At 62.4% G+C, this 21,358-nt stretch carries 18 protein-coding genes; 5 read left to right on the top strand and 13 right to left on the bottom strand.

Features of this window, described 5'->3' with window-relative positions:
* Window positions 1-41: 41 nt before the first annotated feature.
* The 9 genes from flgK to WM40_RS06720 form a co-directional block, all read right to left on the bottom strand.
* Window positions 42-2,030 carry a flagellar hook-associated protein FlgK gene (gene flgK, locus WM40_RS06765; RefSeq protein WP_046152506.1) on the bottom strand — a complete coding sequence of 663 codons (1,989 nt, stop codon included), beginning with the start codon at window positions 2,028-2,030 and terminating at the stop codon, window positions 42-44.
* A 147-nt stretch (window positions 2,031-2,177) separates the two neighbouring features.
* Window positions 2,178-3,689 (bottom strand): flagellar assembly peptidoglycan hydrolase FlgJ, encoded by a 1,512-nt coding sequence (flgJ, locus tag WM40_RS32440; protein ID WP_051504512.1) that lies wholly within the window; start codon window positions 3,687-3,689, stop codon window positions 2,178-2,180.
* Entirely contained in the window at window positions 3,689-4,849 is a 1,161-nt protein-coding gene (locus WM40_RS06750) for a flagellar basal body P-ring protein FlgI (protein ID WP_024904054.1), read from the bottom strand. The genes flgJ and WM40_RS06750 overlap by 1 nt, the downstream gene beginning before the upstream one ends.
* 15 nt (window positions 4,850-4,864) lie before the next feature.
* Window positions 4,865-5,653 carry a flagellar basal-body rod protein FlgG gene (gene flgG, locus WM40_RS06745; RefSeq protein ID WP_024904053.1) on the bottom strand — a complete coding sequence of 263 codons (789 nt, stop codon included), beginning with the start codon at window positions 5,651-5,653 and terminating at the stop codon, window positions 4,865-4,867.
* Window positions 5,654-5,763: 110 nt separating this feature from the next.
* Complete coding sequence (gene flgF, locus WM40_RS06740; RefSeq protein ID WP_024904052.1) at window positions 5,764-6,519, bottom strand: flagellar basal-body rod protein FlgF; 756 nt, start codon at window positions 6,517-6,519, stop codon at window positions 5,764-5,766.
* 71 nt (window positions 6,520-6,590) lie between these two features.
* On the bottom strand, window positions 6,591-7,829 hold the full coding sequence (gene flgE, locus WM40_RS06735; RefSeq protein ID WP_024904051.1) for a flagellar hook protein FlgE: 1,239 nt from the start codon (window positions 7,827-7,829) through the stop codon (window positions 6,591-6,593).
* A 154-nt stretch (window positions 7,830-7,983) separates the two neighbouring features.
* Complete coding sequence (locus WM40_RS06730) at window positions 7,984-8,760, bottom strand: flagellar hook assembly protein FlgD (RefSeq protein WP_051504510.1); 777 nt, start codon at window positions 8,758-8,760, stop codon at window positions 7,984-7,986.
* Between the two features lie 11 nt (window positions 8,761-8,771).
* The gene (flgC, locus tag WM40_RS06725) at window positions 8,772-9,206 is read right to left on the bottom strand and encodes a flagellar basal body rod protein FlgC (RefSeq protein WP_024904049.1); all 435 of its coding nucleotides are present in this window, start codon (window positions 9,204-9,206) and stop codon (window positions 8,772-8,774) included.
* Window positions 9,207-9,295: 89 nt separating this feature from the next.
* Complete coding sequence (locus tag WM40_RS06720) at window positions 9,296-9,865, bottom strand: flagellar basal body protein (protein ID WP_046152505.1); 570 nt, start codon at window positions 9,863-9,865, stop codon at window positions 9,296-9,298.
* Between the two features lie 121 nt (window positions 9,866-9,986).
* Here WM40_RS06720 and flgA point away from each other — a divergent pair, with 121 nt between their 5' ends.
* From flgA to WM40_RS06695, 5 genes are all read left to right on the top strand, one after another.
* Complete coding sequence (gene flgA / locus WM40_RS06715) at window positions 9,987-10,907, top strand: flagellar basal body P-ring formation chaperone FlgA (RefSeq protein WP_024904047.1); 921 nt, start codon at window positions 9,987-9,989, stop codon at window positions 10,905-10,907.
* Between the two features lie 319 nt (window positions 10,908-11,226).
* The gene (gene flgM, locus WM40_RS06710) at window positions 11,227-11,607 is read left to right on the top strand and encodes a flagellar biosynthesis anti-sigma factor FlgM (RefSeq protein ID WP_236693417.1); all 381 of its coding nucleotides are present in this window, start codon (window positions 11,227-11,229) and stop codon (window positions 11,605-11,607) included.
* 139 nt (window positions 11,608-11,746) lie between these two features.
* Window positions 11,747-12,214: a flagella synthesis protein FlgN gene (locus WM40_RS27740; protein WP_024904045.1), complete on the top strand. Its 468-nt coding sequence runs from the start codon at window positions 11,747-11,749 to the stop codon at window positions 12,212-12,214.
* Between the two features lie 214 nt (window positions 12,215-12,428).
* The gene (gene flgM / locus WM40_RS06700; protein ID WP_052738204.1) at window positions 12,429-12,752 is read left to right on the top strand and encodes a flagellar biosynthesis anti-sigma factor FlgM; all 324 of its coding nucleotides are present in this window, start codon (window positions 12,429-12,431) and stop codon (window positions 12,750-12,752) included.
* Between the two features lie 154 nt (window positions 12,753-12,906).
* Window positions 12,907-13,926, top strand: coding sequence for a DUF2891 domain-containing protein (locus WM40_RS06695; RefSeq protein WP_036010671.1), 1,020 nt, complete (start codon window positions 12,907-12,909; stop codon window positions 13,924-13,926).
* A gap of 48 nt (window positions 13,927-13,974) precedes the next feature.
* Here the strand turns inward: WM40_RS06695 and WM40_RS06690 are convergent, their stop codons facing one another.
* The 4 genes from WM40_RS06690 to flhA are packed head-to-tail and all read right to left on the bottom strand — an operon-like array spanning window position 13,975 to window position 21,245.
* Window positions 13,975-14,715, bottom strand: coding sequence for an RNA polymerase sigma factor FliA (locus WM40_RS06690; protein ID WP_036010668.1), 741 nt, complete (start codon window positions 14,713-14,715; stop codon window positions 13,975-13,977).
* Between the two features lie 14 nt (window positions 14,716-14,729).
* The gene (locus WM40_RS06685) at window positions 14,730-15,767 is read right to left on the bottom strand and encodes a MinD/ParA family ATP-binding protein (protein ID WP_052738203.1); all 1,038 of its coding nucleotides are present in this window, start codon (window positions 15,765-15,767) and stop codon (window positions 14,730-14,732) included.
* Window positions 15,760-19,149, bottom strand: coding sequence for a flagellar biosynthesis protein FlhF (gene flhF / locus WM40_RS32435; protein WP_052738202.1), 3,390 nt, complete (start codon window positions 19,147-19,149; stop codon window positions 15,760-15,762). Before flhF ends, WM40_RS06685 begins: the two co-directional genes overlap by 8 nt.
* On the bottom strand, window positions 19,146-21,245 hold the full coding sequence (gene flhA, locus WM40_RS06675) for a flagellar biosynthesis protein FlhA (RefSeq protein ID WP_024904041.1): 2,100 nt from the start codon (window positions 21,243-21,245) through the stop codon (window positions 19,146-19,148). The genes flhF and flhA overlap by 4 nt, the downstream gene beginning before the upstream one ends.
* Window positions 21,246-21,358: the final 113 nt, after the last annotated feature.

Here is a 21,358-nt window from a genome sequence, read left to right as displayed (position 1 = left end):
AGGCACGGCGGGACTACCCCGTTGTTGTTATCGTCCGCCGCTTAACGCGCCAGATCGAGAATGGTCTGGAACAACGTCTCCGACGTCGAGATCACCTTGCTGTTCGCCTGATACATCTGCTGGTACTGCATCAAGTTCGCTGCTTCCTCGTCAAGATTGACCCCTGACACTTCCTGCTGCTGCGCTTTCAACTGTGACACCAGCGTCTCCTGCGTCGCGTGAGAGATCGATGTCTGCGATGCCAGCGATCCAACCTGTCCGACGTAATCAGCGTACCCGCGTGTCAACGTGTCCCCATTGACCAGATTCGCATTCTGCAGATTGCCGATCTTGACGATATTGCTGCCATCGCCGCTCAGCGCCGCATTCCGCGACACGTTAAACGTATCACCGTTACGCGGCGTGCCGTTGACCTGCATCTGCATGCCGCCGAAATCCAGCACCGCGCCCGCCACGAATGGCACGTTATTCGCGGGCGCCTTGAACGTACGCTTTTGTTCCGCACCGCCAGCACCCCCCGGTACCGTCACCGTCACGTCCGCGTCCTTCGGAAAACCGGAAAGCGATGCGACGCTGGCCCCGGTCTTTGGATCCGTCCTGGCTTCAACCGTCAACTTCACATCCGGAACGGCCCGGCCATTCAGACCTTCCAGCCCTTTCAATGCGATCGAACCAGTACCGTGGTTGCCGGTGGCGGCGGAGGTGACAACGGGTTGCGCAGCGGCAATTGCGCTGCCCTCGATGGTGGCCATCGTCAATTGCGTGCCGGCTGACCGCGTCGGCATGATCTTGAACGAATCGCCGGCCGCCATCGGGCCATGTAATGTGTACTCGACACCATCGACCGTCGCGGGCCAGTTGCTGACCTGCGTCTCCGTACCGGTACGAAGGTTGGCCAATGTGTAGGCGTGACCATCATACGACAGGATGTAATCATCGCCGGTCAGCTTGGTGGTATCGCCAAATCTGGCATCCAGCGTTGCGGCACTGCGATTATGTTCGTTCGCGGTAACGCTCGGCTTGTCCAGATTGAACAACGCGCGACCCGGGTGGCCGGTCATGTCCACGCCCTGGGCGTTCTGCTGGTTGACGCCGCCGGCAAACGCCGTTGCAACCCGGCCAAGCTGGCTCTGCGCCGGGTCCAGCATCTGCGAGCGGAACGTCAACAGGCCGCCCAGCTTGCCACCGGTCAGCGTGCTTTCATTCAGATAGCCGGGCTTGCCGTCAGTGCTGTCCGAACCCACCGCGCCACGGTAACCCACCGTCAATTCGGAGACATCGGTCGGCGAGCGCACCGCCGATAAAGCGAACGTCTGCGAGCCCAGCACCAGCGGCTGGCCGGTGCCAGTGAAGACACTGTAAGAGCCGTCGGCCTGCGTGGTCATGTTGACATTGACCAGCTTGCCGAGGTTGGCGAACTCCTTGTCACGTTCGTCCAGCAGCGTGTTTGGCGGCTGGCCCTTGGCGCTCTCCGCGGTAATCTGGCGATTCAGCCGCGCAATCGCCGTGGCGGCCAGGTTGATGTCGGATACCGTGCCTTCGATCTGCGTATTGATACTCGATCGCTGCACATCCATCTGCTCGGCGGTCTGGTGCACGGCATTCACCACGGCCTGCGCGCTGCCCATCATCGCGTTTCGCAATGCCGTATCCGACGGATTGCCGGACAACGCCTGCGCCGACGAGAAAAAACCACTCATCGTGTTGGAAATGCCGTTCGACGGATCGCCCACCAGGGCATTCAACGATTTCGCTTCGGTGTTGTAGGTTTCCAACGCGCTGTTCTGGGACTGCGCGGCATCCAATCGGGCAGACAACGCGTCACTGTAGTTCCGCTTCACCGTTTCGACGTCAACGCCGGTACCGACGAATCCGCCACCGGTATAAATGGTAAAGGACGGCTTCAGCAGTACCTGCTGCCGGCTGTATCCCGGCGTGGAGGCATTGCTAATGTTCTGACCCGTCGTGGTCAGCCCGTACTGTGCGGCATCTATACCGCTCAGTCCGATATTGGAGAGTGAATTGCTCATCGATCCATCCCGCGCCGTCGTTCGCCTTTTGCCGCCCTGGTTGCCATTCGCGCCAAATACGCGATGCCCGTGACGATGTATGACGACTCGACGGGCTCACCACCGTTATCGGCGGTGGTGCGCCGAACTTTAGGAAAAATTTTTCCGTCAGACCATTTGCTTGATGATCGCAAGCAGCTTACGTGCGTAATTCGGGTCCGTCGCATACCCGGCGCGCTGCATGCCATGCGCAAAACCGCTTGCGGTCTGCGAACCGCGCAGCGCCTGCGCGTAGCGCGCGTTGCCGGTCAAGACATCCGCGTAGTCTTGCAGCGCCTCCTTGTACGAACCATAGACCCGGAACTTTTCGTTCATCTTGTGCGGACGACCATTGATGTATTCGGTCGTCGTTGCCGTCACCGTCGGTCCCTTCCAGTCGTCACCCGCCTTGACGCCCAACACATTGTGCGTGCGCTCGCCACCGGCGCCGCGGATCTCACTCTTGCCCCAGCCGGATTCCAACGCGATCTGCGACAGGATGAAATGCGACGGAATGCCCGTTTCACGGCTTGCCGCCTCCGCCGCCGGCGTCAACCGCTGCAAAAAGGCATTCATCCGCTCCGAACCGTTACGGATCTGAATCGGTTTGGCTTCCTCGGCGTGCAATGCCGCGGGCGCCTCGGCGCCAAACGCCTGCGCATTGTCAAGCGACGCACCACGCGATACCGGGGCGTACGCCTGCGCACCGGCGGTCAGCGGACTCCCTTCGGTGTGGGACGGGCGCCAGCCGGCAGCAATGGCCGCGGCTTCCACCGCCGCCACGCGCTCCTGCGTCGACAGCTTCGAGCGGTCATACATATTCATGTCGGCAAACCGCGCCGAGATCGCCGGATTCGCCGCCGGGTTGATCATTGCCACACCGGGCCCGGCGCCCTGCATATGCAATGCGGTGGCGGCGCTCAGACCCATGCCGCCCATGGCCGCCATGCCCTGCTCGCCGCCCGCGTTGCTGCCTTCGTAGGCCGCGTTCGCCATGGCGGCGGCCTGCATCGCGCGCGACGCGGCCGCTGCCACCCCGGCCGTGCCGCTCGCCGACGGCATCGCGCCCACTTGATCGGGACGTTGCGCCGCGTGCGCGGCGTTGCCTCGCAGCGCCGGGTTGGCCCCGCGCGCCTGTTCCGCCGTTTGCGCGGCAGCCGGTGCGCCAAGCGCGCTGGTACCGGCAGCCGCACCGGCGCCCCGTAGGCCACGGGCGTCGAATGCGTCCGCGCTCTTCAGCCCTCCGGCAACGCGTTCGGACGCGCCATGGTTTTGCTTGCTGAGCTGCTTGAGCAGCGTGTCGGCCAGGCCAACGCCCTTGCCCGACAGATCCTGCGCGAGCTGCCCGTCGAGCATCGATGTATAGGTCTTGCCGTCCTGGCTGTCGAGCACGCCGCTTTGTGGCGTCGCATCGCGCATGCTTTTCAGCATCATCGACAGGAACGTCGCATCCACTTGCTTGGCGACCGCCTTTTCGGCAGCCGCCGGATCATTGTGCGCGGTCCGGCGCAGCGCATCGAAGCCCTGAACATCGAGCGAAAACCGTTGGGACAGATCGCCACCGCCGGCCGGGCTCATGGCACCCATCGCCCCCATCCCGCCCGTCCCACCGAGCACGCCCGACGACTTCATATCGTTCATCAGATGATCTCCAGATCAGCGTTCAGCGCACCCGCGGCCTTCATCGCCTGCAGTATCGACATCAGGTCAGCCGGCGTCGCGCCCAGCGCATTCAGACCCCGCACCACATCCGCCAGGTTCGCGCCGGCGCCGACGATACGCAACGCGCCGCCTTCCTGCTTTACCTGAACATTGGACTGTTGCGTCGTGACCGTGTTGCCCTGTCCGAACGCATTCGGTTGGCTGACTGCCGGCGTTGTATTGATGACCACCGACAAGTTGCCGTGTGTCACCGCGCAGGTCTGCAACGTCACCAGGCGATTCATCACGATCGATCCGGTCCGTGCGTTTAAAACGATCTTCGCGATGCCGGCGTTCGGCGTGATATCGAGGTCCTGGACGCCCGCGATGAATGCCACCTGCTGCGAGGAATCCATCGGCGAATGCAAACCGACCGTGCGCCCGTCCAACGGATAAGCGGTATTAGGACCGTAACGGCCATTCACCGCATTCACGACCTTCATCACATTTTCGAAGTTCGTGTCGTTCAATTCCATACGCATCGTGCCGTCGGCGGCCAACATCGTCGGTACGCCACGCTCGACGGTCGCGCCGCCACTGATCTTGCCTACCGCCAACTGATTGATCTGCACGCTGCTGCCGTTGGCACCGCCTCCCGCACCACCCACCAGCATATTGCCTTGGGCAACGGCATACACCTGACCGTCGGCCCCCTTCAGCGGCGTCATGATGAGCGTACCGCCCCGCAGGCTCTTCGCCGTGCCAAGGGACGAGACCGTGATGTCGATCGTCTGACCCGGCCGCGCGAACGACGGCAGCGATGCCGTCACCATGACCGCCGCCACGTTGCGCAGCTGCATGCTAGTGCCGGCCGGCACCGTCACGCCGAGCTGCGTCAGCATGCTCGACAAGCTTTGCGTCGTGAACGGTGTCTGCATCGTCTGATCGCCCGTGCCATCGAGGCCGACCACGAGGCCATAGCCGATCAACGGGTTGTCCCGTACGCCCTGGATCGTCGCCAGATCGCGCACACGTTCCGCGTGCGCCGGCGCGACGAACAGCGACAGCAGTGCCACCGATGCAGCGACCGACGCCAGCACGCGCGCGGCGAACCGTGCAAGACCGGAAATCGAAAACGAGGATGGTACGAAACGCGACATGATCCAGGCCCGCCGTCAGATTTGCATTTGGCTCAGCGTCTGCAACATCTGATCCGATGTCGTTACCGCCTTGCTGTTGATTTCATATGCGCGTTGGGTCTGGATCATATTGACCAGTTCCTCGACGACATTCACATTGGACGCCTCGACATAGCCTTGCTGCAGCGTACCGACTCCGTTGGCACCCGGTTGACCCACCTGCGGTGCGCCCGACGAGGCGGTCTCCGAGAAAAGATTGCCGCCGTTTGCCTGGAGACCGGCCGGATTGATGAAGGTCGCCAACTGCATCTGCCCGACCTGCGCGGTGGCGGCCGAACCCTGGTTGGTCACCGTTACGCTGCCGTCCTTCGCCACGGTGAACGAAATCGCCGTCTGCGGAATGGTGATGGCAGGGACAACCGGATAACCATCCGCCGTTACCAACTGACCGTTCTGATTCGTCTGGAAGGAACCGTCCCGTGTATAGCCGGTCGTGCCATCAGGCATTTGCACCTGAAAGAAACCCTGGCCTTGAATCGCCAGATCTCGCGAGTTGCCGGTCTGCTGGAGATTGCCCTGCGTGTACAGCCGCTCGCTGGCGATTTGGTGGACGCCCGTACCCATTTGCAGGCCGGACGGTACGGTGGAATCCGCGCTCGATGCCGCGCCGGGCTGACGCACGGTCTGGTACAGCAAGTCGCTGAACACCGCACGCGAACCTTTGAAACCTGTCGTACTGACGTTCGCCAGGTTATTCGAGATGGTATCCATCTGCGATTGCTGGGCGTTCATCCCGGTGGCGGCGATATACAGAGAGCGGTTCATGCTGGGACTTCCTCGCGGCGGGCCGCGTAACTATTCAATTCGTTCGGAACGCGGACAGGGTCCGCGCAACACAAAGCGCCGGCGTTATCGCCGATCACCGATGGCATCGATCAGCCGTTACTGAAATTCAGCAACTGATTGGCTTGCTGTTCGTTCGTCGACGCCATGTCCAGCATCTTCATATGCATCTGGAAACTGCGGGCGTTATCGATCATCTGCACCATCGCCGTTACCGGATTGACGTTACTGCCTTCCACCGCTTCCGGTATCACCCGAACCGTTGGGTCCGGATTCACCGCCTGGTTGTTGGCCGTGCGGAATAGCCCATCGTCGCCCCGTTTCAACTCCTGATCTTGCGGATTGACCAGTCTCAGCTTGTCTACCACCTGAATATTCGTTGGATCGCCACCCGGCGGCAGCGCGGACAGCGTGCCATCGGTGGAGATTTCGAGCCGCGAACCGGGCGGGATTGCGATCGGACCGGTTCGCCCCATCACCGAATGGCCCGAACTGTCCACGAGCTGGCCTGCATTGTTCACATGCAGGTTACCCGCGCGGGTGTACGCCTCGCTGCCATCGGCCGTCTGCACCGCCAACCAGCCGCTACCCGAAATCGCGACATCCATCGGGTTGCCAGTGCGCTGCACCGGGCCCGGCGTATAGTCGGTGCCGGGATTGGTCGTCAGCGCGTAGGTACGGGTAACGGCACCGCCCGACGTGGCCGTCTCCACCGGCACGGACCGGTAAGCGGACAACTGCGCACGAAAACCGGTGGTCGACACATTCGCGAGGTTATTCGCGATGGTCGCCTGCTGGTCGAGCGCTTGCGAGGCGCCACTCATCGTCACGTAGATCAGTCTGTCCATCTTTACGAATCCGGGTAGGTAGTACGCTGGGGTACGGCGCTTACGGCGTCAGTCAGGCACGCTGTTTATCGTTACAGGTTCATCAGCGTCTGGTCCACCGCCTGTTGGGTCTTGATCGTCTGCGCATTGGCCTGGTAGTAGCGCTGCGCCGTGATCAGCTCGACCAAGGACGAGGTCAGATCGACGTTCGCGGCTTCGGTCGCGCCGGACTTCAACGCGCCGAGCGGGCCGGTACCGGCAACGCCCATCTGCGGCTGGCCCGACGTGGAGCTTTGCGCAAACATGTTGTTGCCCAGGTTCTGCAGGCCATCGGCGTTCGCGAAGGCGGTAAGCGCCACCTGACCCAGCACCATGCTTTGGCCGTTCGAATAAGTCCCCGTCAATTTGCCCGCGTTGTCGATACCGAATGACGACAGCGAACCGGCGGCATAACCGTCGCTCGTGACCGACGTCGCGACGAAGTCCGCGCCGAACTGCGTCATTTTCGAGAAGTCGAGCTTCAACGGCTGGGTGGCGGTGGCGCCATTGTCCAGTTGCAGCTTGACGTTTGCGTCCTTGCCCGATACCAATGCGCCGCTCGTATCGAAGGCCAGATGATCGACCGGCTTCTGTCCGCCGGCCGTGCTTGTGCCACCTACCGGCTTGCCATCCAACGTCGCGTAGACATTCCAGGTGGACGCCTCGTTCGACGTCTTCTGGTAATACATGTTCAGCGTATGAACGTTACCCAGTGAATCGAACACCTGCGCCGTGGTGGCGTTGTTGTAGGAAGTGGTATCGGACGGGTCGAAATGCATGTTTTTCGGGACACGTGAAGCCGAATTCAGGTTGGCTTCCGCCATCACCTTCGTGCTCATCTTCGGATCCACCGAACCACTCGGGATCGACAACGGCACGGCCGTCGACGTATTGAGCAGACCTTTCTTGTCCGCCGCATAGCCCATCAGCTTCAGGCCTTGCGCATTGACGATATTACCGTCCTTGTTCAGCGTGAATTGGCCGTTACGCGAATAGTTCGTCGTACCGTTGTTCGACAACGTGAAGAAGCCGTTCCCGTTGATCGCCATATCCAGCGTCTGGCCGGTTTCCGTGATCGTACCTTGCGTGAAGTTCTGCGCGATCTTCGACACGCTGGTACCAATACCGGCTTGGTCATTCGTGCTGGTGTTCATCGCGTTCGCATACATCGCCGCGAATTGCGCCTGGCTTTGCTTATAGCCGACGGTATTCGCGTTCGAGATGTTGTTGCCGATCACATCGAGGTCTTGCGAGGCCGCGGACAAACCGCTCAGCGCCTGGGAGTAAGCCATGACTGCCGTCCTGGATACGTAGTTAATGCAAGTTGAACAAAACCGGACCGATGCGGGCGGCGCGACTGTCTTCAATCCGCGCGGTTCTTGGCATACGACCGGAAAATCTGAGGTGCCGCGGTACGACGGGTGCTACCGGTAATACACAATCGCCCTACAGAATCTGGGATACGCTCGACAAACTGGTGGTGCCGCCGTTATTCAACTTCAGGCCCGCCGACCCGTTCGGCTGGGCGATCACGCTTTCGACCTTGGCCTGGGACAATGCCTGGGCGGAAACCGGATCGTCGCCATTGGTGGCGCTGACCTTGAACGAGTACTTGCCATCCGGCAACGCGATACCCTGGTCGTTCTTGCCATCCCACGACAGGGTGTTCACGCCACTCTGCTCGCCCGACACCTTCATCGAACGCACCACCTTGCCGGTCTCGTCGGAGATCTTGACCTGCACGTCCTTAGCCGCCGCGTCCAGGTTGACGCCGAAGGCACTGGCCTTGCCCTTTTCCAACGCGATGTCATGCCCGTTTGCAATCACGCTCTTGCCGATTAGGTTGCTCGCCTGCACCTGTTGCCCCGCGTTCAACTGCTTGGCCAGCGAGGTCATCGTCGCGTTCAAGCCGGCAATGCCCGATACCGTATTGATCTGCGCCAGCTGCGAGGTCATCTGCGAGCTGTCCATCGGGTTGGTCGGGTCCTGGTTCTTCATTTCCGTCACCAGCAAGCGCATGAAGGTGTTCTGCAGATCCTCCCCCGTCTTGCCCGCGCCCAAGGCCTTGCCTTCCGCACTGGTTGCGGTCGCACCACCGGTGGCGACCGGTGCCGCCCCACCTTCGCCCGGTGCACGGCGACCGGCGCCGTTGACCGCGTCCAGTACTTGTGGCGAAAGACCGCCATTCGTGGCGGCCGAGGCCGCATTGGAAATCGTGTTCATTCGTGCTTTCCTTACTGACCGAGGGTCAACGTCTTCAACATCAGTGATTTGGCCGTGTTCATCGTCTCGACGTTGGCCTGGTAGGAGCGCGAGGCGGAAATCATGTTAACCATCTCGCGTACCGGGTCGACGTTCGGCATCGTCACATAGCCGTTCGCATCGGCCGCCGCATTCGATGGGTCGTAGACGACCTTCATCGGCGACGGATCGTTCACAATCTTGCTGACCTTCACGCCGCCGATATCGGCCGCCGGGTTCCCCGCGCCGCCGCGACCTTGCGCCAGCGGGTCCACTTGAAACACCACTTGCTTCGCCACATACGGCTTGCCGTCCGGACCGGCCACGCTGTCCACGTTGGCCAGGTTACTGGCCGTCGTATTCAGACGTTGGGATTCGGCATTCATCGCGGAACCCGCCACCCGGAAGATGTTCATCATCGAAGACATCGCACCACCCTCACCGTTTTTACGACCCAGACCGCTACCACGCCATCGCTTGCCGCCATCGCGCCTTACCGCCACGCGCATGCCGTCCGTCAACCGCCGTTACCGCCACTCACCGCCGTCAACATCGTCTTCAATTGCTGATTGATGACGGTCAGGCCCGTCTCGTAATGCAACGCGTTGTCCGCGAAGTTGACGCGCTCGCTATCCAGTTCCACCGTATTGCCGTCCATCGCCGATTGATACGGCGTGCGGTAGGCCGGCGTGCCGTACGTGACACTTGCCGCGGCGGCCGCGCCGGCAACCCCCGCAAGATGCCCAGGGTGGGTCGCATCCATTCTCAGACCGCCGTTGCCGGCCGCCCCGCCCATGCCACCATTGCCTTCCGGGCGCGCCATGGCCAGATAACCGGTGGTTGCCGCGCTACCGCTGTTCCAGACCGGCCCGGACTTGCCGGCCGCGTCCGTACCCAACGCACCCTGCAACGTTTTCGCGAAGTCGATGTCCCGCGCCTTGTAGTTCGGCGTATTGGCGTTGGCGATGTTGCCCGACAATAATTGCTGGCGGTACGCGCGCAAATCCAGCGCTTGTCGGCCGAAATTGAATTCCGCGTCGAGTTTGTCCACGTACCGCCCCTTTTCCTTTTCAGGTATGGAACGCATCGTACGGGGAAGGCGGTCTGGGCAATTCGAGGATAAAGGGGGGTTTGGCGCTTCATTTCGGCCGATACCCCGTTGCCCGCTCTCCCTACAATCCGCTCTAACTGAAAAACCGGAGCAGCCAATGCGCGCCGCTACCCCTGTTCACCTGATCGGCCAGACCCTCCACGCCTTGTTCGGCGCGAGGTCGGCACGTTTCACACGCACGGCACGCCGTGTGCACAGCGGGTCTGCCGCGATGGCCGCAGCACGGTTGACCGGCGCGCGGTCTGGACGGACGGCGCGTGCATTGCCGGTTGCCGCGGTACATCAAACGGGACGCTCACCGTTGTCATCGGGCGACGCGTGGGTAACGGCAGCGATCATGGGTGTCGCCGCGGCGCTGCTGGGTGTTGCACCGCACGCACACGCGCAAGCCGCCAGCGCGCAGGACCCCGCATTGATTGTCCAGGCCGCGGAACGGTTCCTGGTGCAGCAGACCGAAGGATTGCCCGGTCGCGTGACGATCGCCGTCACGCCGCCGCAGCCACAAGGCTTGGCGGCCTGCCCGGCGCTCGAAGCATTCCTGCCGTCAGGCACGCGCATGTGGGGCAAGGTCATGGTCGGGGTACGTTGTACAGATGCCCGTCCATGGACGATTTACGTGCAGGCACGGGTCGGCATCATCGGCAATTACTACGTGGCGTCCCATGGCCTGAATCCGAATACGGTCATCGGACCGAACGATTTAATGGTGCAGAACGGTGATCTGACCACGATGCCGACGGCGATCGTCACCGATCCGACGCAGATCCTGGGCACCACGACGATGAACGCCGTGATGGCGGGCATGCCATTGCGTACTGACTCTGTACGAGCGGCGGTCGCCATCCACTTCGGGCAGATCGTCAAGCTGATCGCCCAAGGCAACGGGTTCGCGATTTCGTCCGAAGGCAGCGCCATGGCCAATGCGTCCGCCGGCCAGCAGGTCAAGGTGCGTACGGCAAACGGCGCGATCGTCAGCGGCATCGCGCAGCCCGATTCCTCGGTCAATATTCCCCTCTAAACCGCGACCAGGCCGCCATCAATGTGCCCTCCCCCTTACCGGTTGTCGATGCCGATCAGCCCGCTTGCGACCACTGCCGCCATCGACACGCGCATGGCGGTCATACCCGCCCAATGCATGCGTGACCATGGTGTGTGGTCAGCGGGCGGCCTTGATTTCGCACGACAATTATTTGGCAGTCGCGGCTTTCCTGATACACTGGAGGCTCATTCAGGAGAGCACTGTTTGCCTGCCGCGTTGACGTCGATAGCTTTTCGGACGTTTTTCTCGGTGGCAATGCCTATATCAGGCGGTGCGAACCACGCTGATGGGAAATGCCGTGAAACTCAACGCGAATCCAAACGACGCGTCGTTGCGACAAGATACGCTGCAACGGCAAAACGCCCGGACGCGGTCGAATCCTTCCGGGGAGGCGCCTGCCAGTGCCGCCAATGTGTCGGCGCAACAACAGAATGCCGCACCGTTGAACACGGGTGGCACCGGTGCAACACGGACCATGGGCGGCGATGCCCGGGTATCGGGCCGCACGACCCAATTGATGGCAGCGGCGAACGATCCGCGCAACGACGTGGACATGGAGCGCGTCGAATCCATCAAGGCTGCGCTGGCGAACGGTACATATCAAATCGATTCATCTCGTATCGCGGACGGCATGCTTCGCGGTTCACGCGAATTGATGTCGCCAAGCGGCGCGATCTAACTACTCTGACGTTTGTTGTTATTCCCCAGCGGCCGATAGGGCCGCTGCAGGCCGTTGTGTTTTCGCCGCTGCCGCTCTTGCCCGCCTGTGCGTCGCATGTCACGCTGCCGCCCTTCCGTTTCCTGCCGGATTCCCTGTGATGACGCCGACACCCTCGCCAAACTACGCCACGCTTCTCATCATTCTCGATCACGAGATCTCCGCGTTGCGCCTTTTCGTCACGACCTTGCAAGAGGAACAGCAATTACTCGCGCGCAGTACCGATGTCTCCACATTACCGGATCTCGTGGCGCGCAAGACCGAACTGTATCGCCAGTTGACCGACCTTGGCCGCCAACGCACCTCATGGTTTGTCGCCGGTTCGCTGTCGGGCATGCAAGCCTTGCTGGATCGAATTCGAGAGGCCGAGCCGGCGGTTCACGCAGAAATCGCCGAAAAATGGGAAACACTGCTTGGACTTGCGCGTACCGCCCGCGCCAGCAACGAAACCAATGGCCGCCTCGTGAGGACGCGGATGGTGTACAACCGCTCGGCACTCGATGCCATCCGGATGGCCAGCGGCACGATGGCACCATCGACTTATGGTTCCGATGGACGGATGGGATGAGGGTCCCATCGCGGGACTGATGTATGAAAACGATTTTATCGTCCGAGACAAGATGTCACACACCGTATTTCTGCGTAATCAATCAGGCGTTCGTCAACCGTTAAATTACAAAATGTCTGCTCAATTAACGGCGTGTTGCTTAAATCCCCCGGAAATTACTAAAGTTCGCCTCAGGTAGGCCGTTACAGCAGGAAACGTCCCTTGGGGAACTGCTGTGAAACTCAATCCATCCTCGGCGGGCCAAACGCCCGCGGCCTTGCAAAAGCCGACTGTGGGCGGGCAGGCCAACTCGGCGGCGGCGCCCCCGCCGAGCCCTACCGTACTGGCAAGCACCACCGCGGCTAGCGGCAGTGTATCTTTCTCGCCAATGACCGCAGCGTTGTTGGCCGCCGCCAGCGACCCGAGCAATGATATCGACATGCCACGCGTGGACGAGTTACGGTCCGCCATCGCTAATGGCACGCTGCGCATCGACGCCGAGAAAATCGCTGACGGGTTGCTCGTCACCACCCAGGAACTGATTCAGATGCCGAGCTGATCAGCGCGCCAGCGGTGCTGCCGAACGCGTCGGGATTGCCCGCGCACAGCGCCGTGGTTCCAACGGCTGATGTGTGACCGCTTATCGCCCGGGGCACTCGGCGGTATAGTAGGCCTCTGACGAACCACCGCGCCGTGTGCGCCCTCGTGCCGAGATGCTAACTGCCGACGTCGCCTCCCAATTCTCCTCCATCGCGCTGCGCCATGTGACACGCGAATATCCCAATAGCCTGCTGCATGTCCTGGTCAATGACGACGACGCCGTCTCGCCGCGCCAGCTCCATCCGGTGTTTTATGGCAGTTACGACTGGCACTCGTGTGTGCATGGTTATTGGATGTTGGCGACGCTGCTCGACCGGTTCCCAACGCTGCCGCAACGTCATGAAATCCTCGCGACGTTTGACACGCATCTGACGCCGGCTCGCGTAGCCGGCGAGGTACGTTATTTCGAACGGCCAACGGCGCAAGGGTATGAGCGACCGTATGGCTGGGCATGGTTGCTGGCCTTGCACGGCCAATTGCATCGGATGAGCGGAACCGCTGACGCCGACGCGATCCGTTGGCGCGACGCATTGCAACCGCTGGCCGATCTGCTGGTGGCCCGCTTCACCGCGTTCCTGCCGAAATGCACCTATCCATTACGCGTGGGCACGCACTTCAACACCGCGTTTGCACTCGCGTTGGCGCTCGACTATGCACGGGACACCGCCAATGCGCCGTTCGCGGCGCTATTGAAAGATACTGCCGTGCGTTGGTACGGTGAGGACCGTGGATACCAGGGATGGGAGCCTGCCGGCGACGAATTCCTGTCACCCGGCTGGATGGAAGCGGAATTGATGCGGCGCATCTTGCCCGCGGACGCGTTCGTGTCGTGGTTCGACGCATTCCTGCCCAATGTACGGCAACGCCAACCGGCGGCGATGTTCGTGCCGGCAACGGTAACCGATCGCAGCGATGGCAAGCTGGCGCATCTGGATGGCTTGAATCTCAGCCGTGCATGGTGCTTACGGCAGATCGCGCAAGGGCTACCCGGCTCGGACACGCGCCGTGCGCTGTTGGCCGAGACGGCGAACGTGCACCTGACGCAGGCGTTGGCGCAAGTCGAAGGCGATTATATGGGCGAACACTGGCTGGCCACGTTCGCATTGCTGGCGTTATTGGCGGAGCGGCACTGAGACCAGCCATGCCGTACGTGCGCGCATGCGCGCACGCTCACTTTCGCCCTATGACGTCACCGGCGCGAAATCCCGCATTTTCGCGCGCAGCCGGCCCACGGCCTGGCTATGCAACTGGCAGACGCGCGATTCACTGACTTCCATCACCGCGCCGATTTCACGCAAATTCAAACCTTGCTCATAGTACAAGCTGAGTAACAGTCTTTCCCGTTCGGGCAAGCGTTCGATCGCCTCGATCAGGGATTCACGGAACGCGCCGTCCATCAAGCTTGCCAGAGGATCGGTCTTGTCCACGCAGTGACGATCGAGAAAAGATTCGTCACCGCCTTCGCGCTCGAAATCCTCGTAATAAAACAGCTGGCTACCGTGCAGGTCCTGCAGCATGGACTGGTATTCGCCTAGCGGCAGCTGCAAATGCTCGGCCACCTCGGACTCGGTCGCCGACCGGCCCACGCGCTGCTCGACCTCATGCACCGCACGCTCCACTTGTCGCGACGAGCGACGCAGGCTGCGCGGCAACCAATCGTTCTCGCGCAACTGATCCAGGATCGCGCCGCGAATACGTTGGCTCGCGTAGGTCTCGAATTGCGCCCCGAGTTCGCCCTTGTAGCGGTTGGCGGCGTCGAGCAAGCCGATCATGCCGGCCTGAATCAGATCGTCCAGATCGACGCTCGATGGCAGCTTGGCAACGATATGCAGTGCGATCCTTCGCACCAGCGGCGCGTAGCGTAACGCCGTATCGTGCATCGACTGCTCGTTTTGCGTTAATTTGCCTTGGGCAGTGTACATCCGCGACTCCTTCGTCACGCAATATGCGCAGGCACCGCGTGCCGTTGCGTCGCCGCGGCCATTGCCTGCGGACCATTCCCGTAATCCTGCTGCCGACCCGTCATGCCGTCATCTTGCTGCGCACCGCGCACGGGGGCATGCATGCCGTCCACCGCACCCACGCTTGCCTGGGACTGTTGCTGCCGCCCATTCCCGCTACCCTGCTCATCAGTCGCCACGGAGGATGCGCCGCCGTCAGCCGGAACTGCACCGCTCGACGCCAACGGCCGCCACGGCCAATGAACGATTTCCGCACCCACGCGGCGATAGTCGATCGCCGCCGGCGCGGTTGGATACGCCGTTACAACGCAACCGCCCAATGCATCGGCACGCCCCAATCGGTCCGCATCACGCGAGATGACGCCCGCGGGTGACAGGGAGATCGCGAGATACCGCCTGGCGACACCTGATAGGTTCTGGTAAGCGTTTTGCGCGTCGAGTGGTTTTGCCACTCGATTGAACAACAGCCGGAATTGCTGGATACCTTGTGCGAAATGCAGCCGCTTGATTAATCCATACGTACCCGGCATGGCCGCTGGATCAGCGTCGACAACGATCAGAACGTCGTGCGCCTGCGCCGCCAGAGGGGTCAGCGTACCGGTTTCATCAACGCGTGCATCCACCAACACGATATCGAGCGCGCCATTCATCGCCGCGGCCTGTTCATCGCCGCGCCAATGGCGCAATCCGACGGAATGGCCCTCCGCGTCAACCGGGGACCCAAGCGTCGGCACCCCACGTTGCGTTTCGTCATCGAACGGTGACAATACATCATCCAATCCGAACCGCTGCTCGACGACATCAGCGAGCGTGACGGGATATTGACCGACGCGCGCCTGTTCATCGATCACCAATGCACGCTTGCCATGAAAGCGCAAGGATGCAGCCAGATTGCGGGCGGCCGTCGTCGCGCCCGCGCCCTGCGCCGCGCCGAGAACGGTCACGATGCGCAGCGGACGGCCCGCCACCAGACGGCGTAGCCCTTCGGCCTGGTCGATAACGAACTTATCCATGCGAACTTCCGTAGTGTGCCTCGGCGGGCGACGGCTGGCCGGGCGAACGCGGACCATCGACGATTCCCTGAGTCGAGGTCGACCGTGCCGCACGGTCATTCTCACCAGCAAACAACATTTCCAATGCCTCCGCATCCGGCTGGAATGGTGATGTACGATGCGGATCGCTGAAAGCATTGTCGATCAAATAGCCACGGCGTGCCACTCGTAGATCCTCCGGCACCTTTTGTCCGTTGGACACGTAATGCACAGGCAAGCGGTGACGCATGACCGTGTCCAGCGCCGCGCCGATCCCGTTGGATTCGTCCACCTTCGTGATGATGCAGCCACTCAAGCCACCGTCCGCTTCCCCCGCATTACCGCCTGCCGCCGCATTGATCGCGGAACCGTAAGCACGAACCACCTCGTTCAACGTGTCGCCGTGGCTCGTCGCGTTCAGGAGCAGCAGGCGCTTGACCGGCATTTGCGCGCCCCGCAGCATCGCGACCTGTTCCGATACGGCCCGGTCACGCTGACTCATGCCGATCGTATCGATCAGCACCATATGCTTGTTCCGCAGTTCCGACAGCACCAGGCTCAGATCCGATGCATCCTTCACCGCATGCACCGCCACACCGAGGATGCGGCCGTAGATCCGCAACTGTTCGTGCGCACCGATACGATAGGAGTCCGTCGTGAGCAAGGCCACGCGGTCCGCGCCATGGCGCATGACCGCACGCGCGGCCAACTTCGCCGTGGTGGTCGTCTTGCCTACACCGGTCGGGCCCATCAGCGCGAACACGCCACCACGCTCCATCAACGCGTCTTCGTTGTCCAGCACCGGCAGGTTACGCTCGAATGTCGCCTTGACCCATGCCAGCCCTTCTTCCGGCGTGTGGACGGCCGGCAGTTTGTCCAACATCAGCCGCACGAGCTGTGCCGAGAACCCGCAGGCCAGCATCATTTGCGTGACGCCGTTGCGCACCGGGTCCCGGCGAATCCGCTCGCTTTGATCGATCGCCTCGAGTTGCAAGCCCAATGCGCCACACAGATTACGCATTTCCTCCAGCACGGCAGTTGCGCTGCGCGGACTCGGGTCATTCGTCATGGACGCCGTGATCGCAGGCGCGGATGCCGACGCTGGCGTCGTATCGGCAGGGATCGACGATGACGCATCGGCCGCGCTGTCACGCGCCTCCTCCACGTCTACGCCGAATGCGTCGTTCAGAAATGTTCCTGTCGCCGCCGACGCGGTGGCAGGTGCGGTATCGTCCGTGGCAACGCCCGCTTGCAAAGCCGGCGCCGCGGCAGGCACGGCATCCGCAACCGATGCGGTCGCCGCATCGCTGATATCACGCGATTGCGGTGCCGTTGCAAAGGACGCCGGCAAATCGGCGTTATCCGGCAAATGCGATGCCAATGCCGGCAACGACGGCGTCGCACGAAGGCCGCCTATCGGGTTACCGATCGCCGGGTTCGTATGGGGGAACGTGGCAAAAGACGCCTTGACACGTGTGTGCGCCGCGTAACGCGTCGCGCCGTATTCGCGTGCCGCCATCATCGGCGACGCTCCCTGTGATGTCACCGGCGTCGACGTGGCCGATATCGTCGTCCCCGCCCGGTCCGCGGCAGGTGCGGTATCGACATCGACATCATCGCGCATCGCGCTTGCCACTTGCCTGGCGACGTCGTCGTTCGACGCACCCACGCGAAGGCCCCCCGGTGGTGTATCACGCTCCATCAACGCGGATTCCGGCAGCGGCGTGCGATCTTGCTCTTCCCGCGGCATGCTCGCCGGACGCACCACCACCTCCCCCGGGTTACCGAGTCCTCGCGCCATGGCCTCGCTGGCCGTCATCGGCGTCGCCGCCGCGTCGCCATGGCTCAGGCCAGCCGCATCGCGTGCCGGCCGGATTGCCGTCGGAAGGACGACACTGCTGTCATCCCGTTCGGCACGTGACAGGCCGAGCACATTAGCCTGCATGGATTCCTCGCCATCCCGCTCCGGTCGCGCCAAGCCAGCCACACCAGACAAGTGCCGCCCGCGTTCGGCTGCGCGGGCAAACGGCACGACGGGTGCCGGATCATCCTGCGTCATGTGCGTCCCATCGGGTTGCGCCGCGTCTGCGTGCGAGACATGCCCGTCATAATAAGCCGCCTCGTCGTGCGCGGAGTGTTCACGACCACCGTACTCGTTCGTCTCAAAATTCGCGTAGGCGTCATGCCCGTAGTGCGCGGCGGCATCCTGTCCATCGCTAGCATCGCCGTAGGCGACATCACGCCTGATGTCATCCTCACGGCCATCCAACAGCGCGCCGTTCACCGGCGACGGATCGGACGACCACGCATCGGCCCCAGCAGATGCCGTGCGATCCGGCCGGCCAACGTCGGCTTCCGTGGTGACATTGTGCCCGGGTTGCCTGGGTGACCTCGCTTCGCCGGTCCAGCCGGCGTCAGCCATCCGTTCGGCCCCCGGTTGTCCCGGCCCTTCCGAAACATCGTTCGACAACCCCGCGGCGGCTTCCGCCTCCGCGCGTGCGCGACGTTGCTGAAGATACGCAGTCTGGGTCGCGCGGTGCACATACGCCAGCGCCGATGCACCATCATCACCCACCGCCTTCGCGGCCAGCACGCCTGGCAATGCACGCGTGCGATCACGGCCATTCGTATTGTCCGGATGCATCAACGGGCTATGCAGCCCCGGGGCGGGACGATATGGCGCGGGGGCGCGCGGCCCTTCCTGCACCGACACTTGCCGTGCGTCTTCCCGTGTCTCGACCGGACGCGCCAGTCGACGATCGCGGTCGCTGCGCTCGGCCATCGGCGCTTCGTCGCGCGGTGTAAAACGACGCCCCTGCTGACTATGCGACGGGCCCTCGAAAGTGGGTTGGAGCGTAGGGAACGCACGGCGCGCGAAACCACCTGGCAAACCTTCACTCGCCCCCGCCGGACGGGCCTGCTGCAACAGGCTGGCGGCCGCCATACCGGGTTGCCCGGCCGATCCACGCCCTGATTCGGGGGAAGGCAACGCACCAGACACCCCGCCACGTGAAGCAAACGCATTACCTTGGAACGGTGCGTGCGGCGCCGTGCCGAATGCGGACGGACCATAGCCCTCGAAGGGTTCGACATCGTCGAACGGATCAGCCTCGATCGGCAGCCCTGACGCGCCGCGCAGCGAGGGTTCAATGCGCACCGGCGTCTCGGACGGACTCACCGGCGCGGCGGAAGGCGCCGTCGGCGCCTCGACGATCCCGCTCAGGGTGTCTTCCGTCAAGGCGACCAGTTCCACGCCACCGTCCACCACGCGATTCGATAACACCACCGCGTCGGCGCCGAGTTCGGCGCGTACCAATTTCAGGGCCTCACGCGACGAGGGAGCGAAGAATTTACGGACTTTCAAACCTGACCTCCGATCGTGGTCGTCACGCGGATCGTACGGCTATCCGGTACTTCCGCATAGCTCAGGACCTTCAATTGCGGCATGCTACGGCGCAGGAAACGGGCAAGCAAGGATCGCAATCCGTGCTGCACCAGCATCACCGGAGGGAAACCTTGATTCTGCTGCTGCAACAACGCATCCTGCGTTTGCTGCAGCAGTGTATTCGCCAGCCCCGGCTCCAGGCCGCCACCGTTGCCATTCGACAACGCCTGGGACAGGATACGCTCCAATCCCGGCTCGAGCCCGATCACGTACATTTCGCCATTGCCCGGCGCAACTTGCTGGGTGATCGCGCGCCCCAGGGCCAAACGTACCATCGCGGTCAATTCGTACGGGTCGCTGACCTTCGGCGCGTGCTCGGCCAATACATCCAGAATAGTACGCATATCGCGAATCGGCACGCCTTCGTCCAGCAGCCCTTGCAAGACCTTCTGCAACGTCGTCAGCGTGATCACCTTTGGCACCAGGTCTTCGACCAGCTTCGGCGCGTCGCGTGAAATCCGATCCAGCAATTGCTGTACTTCCTGACGGCTCAGCAATTCCGATGCATGCGACGTAATCAGGTGATTCAAATGCGTTGCCACGACCGTACCGGCATCCACCACCGTATACCCCAGCAATTGGGCCTGCTCGCGCATGCCGATATCGATCCACACCGCCGGCAAGCCGAACGCGGGATCGCGCGTGGGCGCACCCTGCAACGGCCCGCTGACCTGGCCCGGGTTGATCGCCAGCCACTGGCCGGGAAATGCGTCGCCGGTTCCCACCTCGACGCCGTTCAACGTGATCCGGTAGGCATTCGGCCGCAATTCCAGATTGTCCCGGATATGCACCACCGGTGCCAGAAACCCTATTTCCTGGGCGAATTTTTTGCGAATGCCCTTGATCCGCTTCAGCAATTCACCTTCCTGGGCAGCGTCCACCAGCGGGATCATCCGATAGCCGATTTCAAGACCGAGCGGATCGACCAGTTGCACATCGTCCCAGCTGGCTTCCGTATTTTCGGCATTGACCGCATTTTCTATAACCGGCTTCGGTGCGGCAGCTTCCGCGGCGCGGCGCTCGGCAAGTTGGCGCATCTTGCGCGCCATGAAAAACAATCCACCACCTAGCAGGCCGAAAGCGAGGTGCGGCATGCCTGGAATCAAGCCCATCCCGGCAAGAATACCGCCAGTGATCGACAGCACTTTCGGGTTGGTGAACAACTGACCGGTGATTTGCGTGCCGACATCTTCCTCGGTCGCCACGCGGGAGACGATGACGCCAGCCGCCGTCGAAATCACCAACGCCGGGATCTGGCCGACCAAGCCGTCACCGATCGTCAACAGCGTGTAGTTCGTTGCGGCGTCGCCAATGGCCATATTGTGCTGGGCCACGCCGATGATCAAGCCACCGACGATATTGATCGCCATGATCAGGAGCCCGGCCACCGCGTCGCCGCGGACGAATTTCGATGCACCGTCCATCGAACCGTAGAACTCGGCTTCCTGCGCCACGGCGACACGGCGCTTACGCGCGTCGGTCTCGTTGATCAAACCCGCGTTCAGATCGGCATCGATCGCCATCTGCTTACCCGGCATCGCGTCCAACGTGAACCGCGCAGACACTTCGGCGATCCGGCCCGCGCCTTTCGTGATCACCATGAAGTTGATGATGACAAGGATAGCGAACACGATGATCCCCACCGCGTAATTGCCGCCCACGAGGAAGTGGCCAAACGCCTCGACCACCTTGCCTGCGGCATCCGGGCCGGTATGGCCTTCCATCAGCACGATCCGCGTGGAAGCGACGTTCAGCGACAGTCGCAACAATGTGGAGAACAGCAGCACGCTCGGGAACGCCGCGAAATCGAGCGGTTTCTGCGTGTAGAGACTGACCAGCAGCACCATCACGGCCAACGCGATGTTGAACGTGAACAGCAGGTCGAGGATGAACGCCGGCAGCGGCAGGATCATCATCCCCAGGATCATGATGATCAGGATCGGGCCGGACAGCGCCCGCAGATTGCTGCCGGCGCCACCCGCGGGAATGCCCAGCATCGCAGTGAGGCGATTCATGCGGCGCTCCGGGCCACGACCGGCATCTGTTCAGCACAGCGGGCGTGCGCGCGCGGGCGCCGGGCGCCGTGTGGCGTCTGTTCGGCATCGCGTAGGCTGGAATGGCGCACTGG

Source organism: Robbsia andropogonis, from assembly GCF_000970345.1.
Taxonomy (GTDB): domain Bacteria; phylum Pseudomonadota; class Gammaproteobacteria; order Burkholderiales; family Burkholderiaceae; genus Robbsia; species Robbsia andropogonis.
Note: the sequence above shows the minus strand (reverse complement) of the source record. Positions and strands in the feature narration are given on the sequence as shown.

Coding starts and splice junctions, on each gene's coding strand:
- flgA (WP_024904047.1), top strand. CDS start 9,987: ATGCGCGCCGCTACCCCTGTTCACCTGATCGGCCAGACCCTCCACGCC.
- flgJ (WP_051504512.1), bottom strand. CDS start 3,689: ATGAACGATATGAAGTCGTCGGGCGTGCTCGGTGGGACGGGCGGGATG.
- WM40_RS06695 (WP_036010671.1), top strand. CDS start 12,907: ATGCTAACTGCCGACGTCGCCTCCCAATTCTCCTCCATCGCGCTGCGC.
- WM40_RS06690 (WP_036010668.1), bottom strand. CDS start 14,715: ATGTACACTGCCCAAGGCAAATTAACGCAAAACGAGCAGTCGATGCAC.
- flgK (WP_046152506.1), bottom strand. CDS start 2,030: ATGAGCAATTCACTCTCCAATATCGGACTGAGCGGTATAGATGCCGCA.
- WM40_RS06720 (WP_046152505.1), bottom strand. CDS start 9,865: ATGCGTTCCATACCTGAAAAGGAAAAGGGGCGGTACGTGGACAAACTC.
- WM40_RS06685 (WP_052738203.1), bottom strand. CDS start 15,767: ATGGATAAGTTCGTTATCGACCAGGCCGAAGGGCTACGCCGTCTGGTG.
- flgE (WP_024904051.1), bottom strand. CDS start 7,829: ATGGCTTACTCCCAGGCGCTGAGCGGTTTGTCCGCGGCCTCGCAAGAC.
- WM40_RS27740 (WP_024904045.1), top strand. CDS start 11,747: ATGACGCCGACACCCTCGCCAAACTACGCCACGCTTCTCATCATTCTC.
- flhA (WP_024904041.1), bottom strand. CDS start 21,245: ATGAATCGCCTCACTGCGATGCTGGGCATTCCCGCGGGTGGCGCCGGC.
- WM40_RS06750 (WP_024904054.1), bottom strand. CDS start 4,849: ATGTCGCGTTTCGTACCATCCTCGTTTTCGATTTCCGGTCTTGCACGG.
- flgF (WP_024904052.1), bottom strand. CDS start 6,519: ATGGACAGACTGATCTACGTGACGATGAGTGGCGCCTCGCAAGCGCTC.
- flgG (WP_024904053.1), bottom strand. CDS start 5,653: ATGAACCGCTCTCTGTATATCGCCGCCACCGGGATGAACGCCCAGCAA.
- flgC (WP_024904049.1), bottom strand. CDS start 9,206: ATGTCTTCGATGATGAACATCTTCCGGGTGGCGGGTTCCGCGATGAAT.
- WM40_RS06730 (WP_051504510.1), bottom strand. CDS start 8,760: ATGAACACGATTTCCAATGCGGCCTCGGCCGCCACGAATGGCGGTCTT.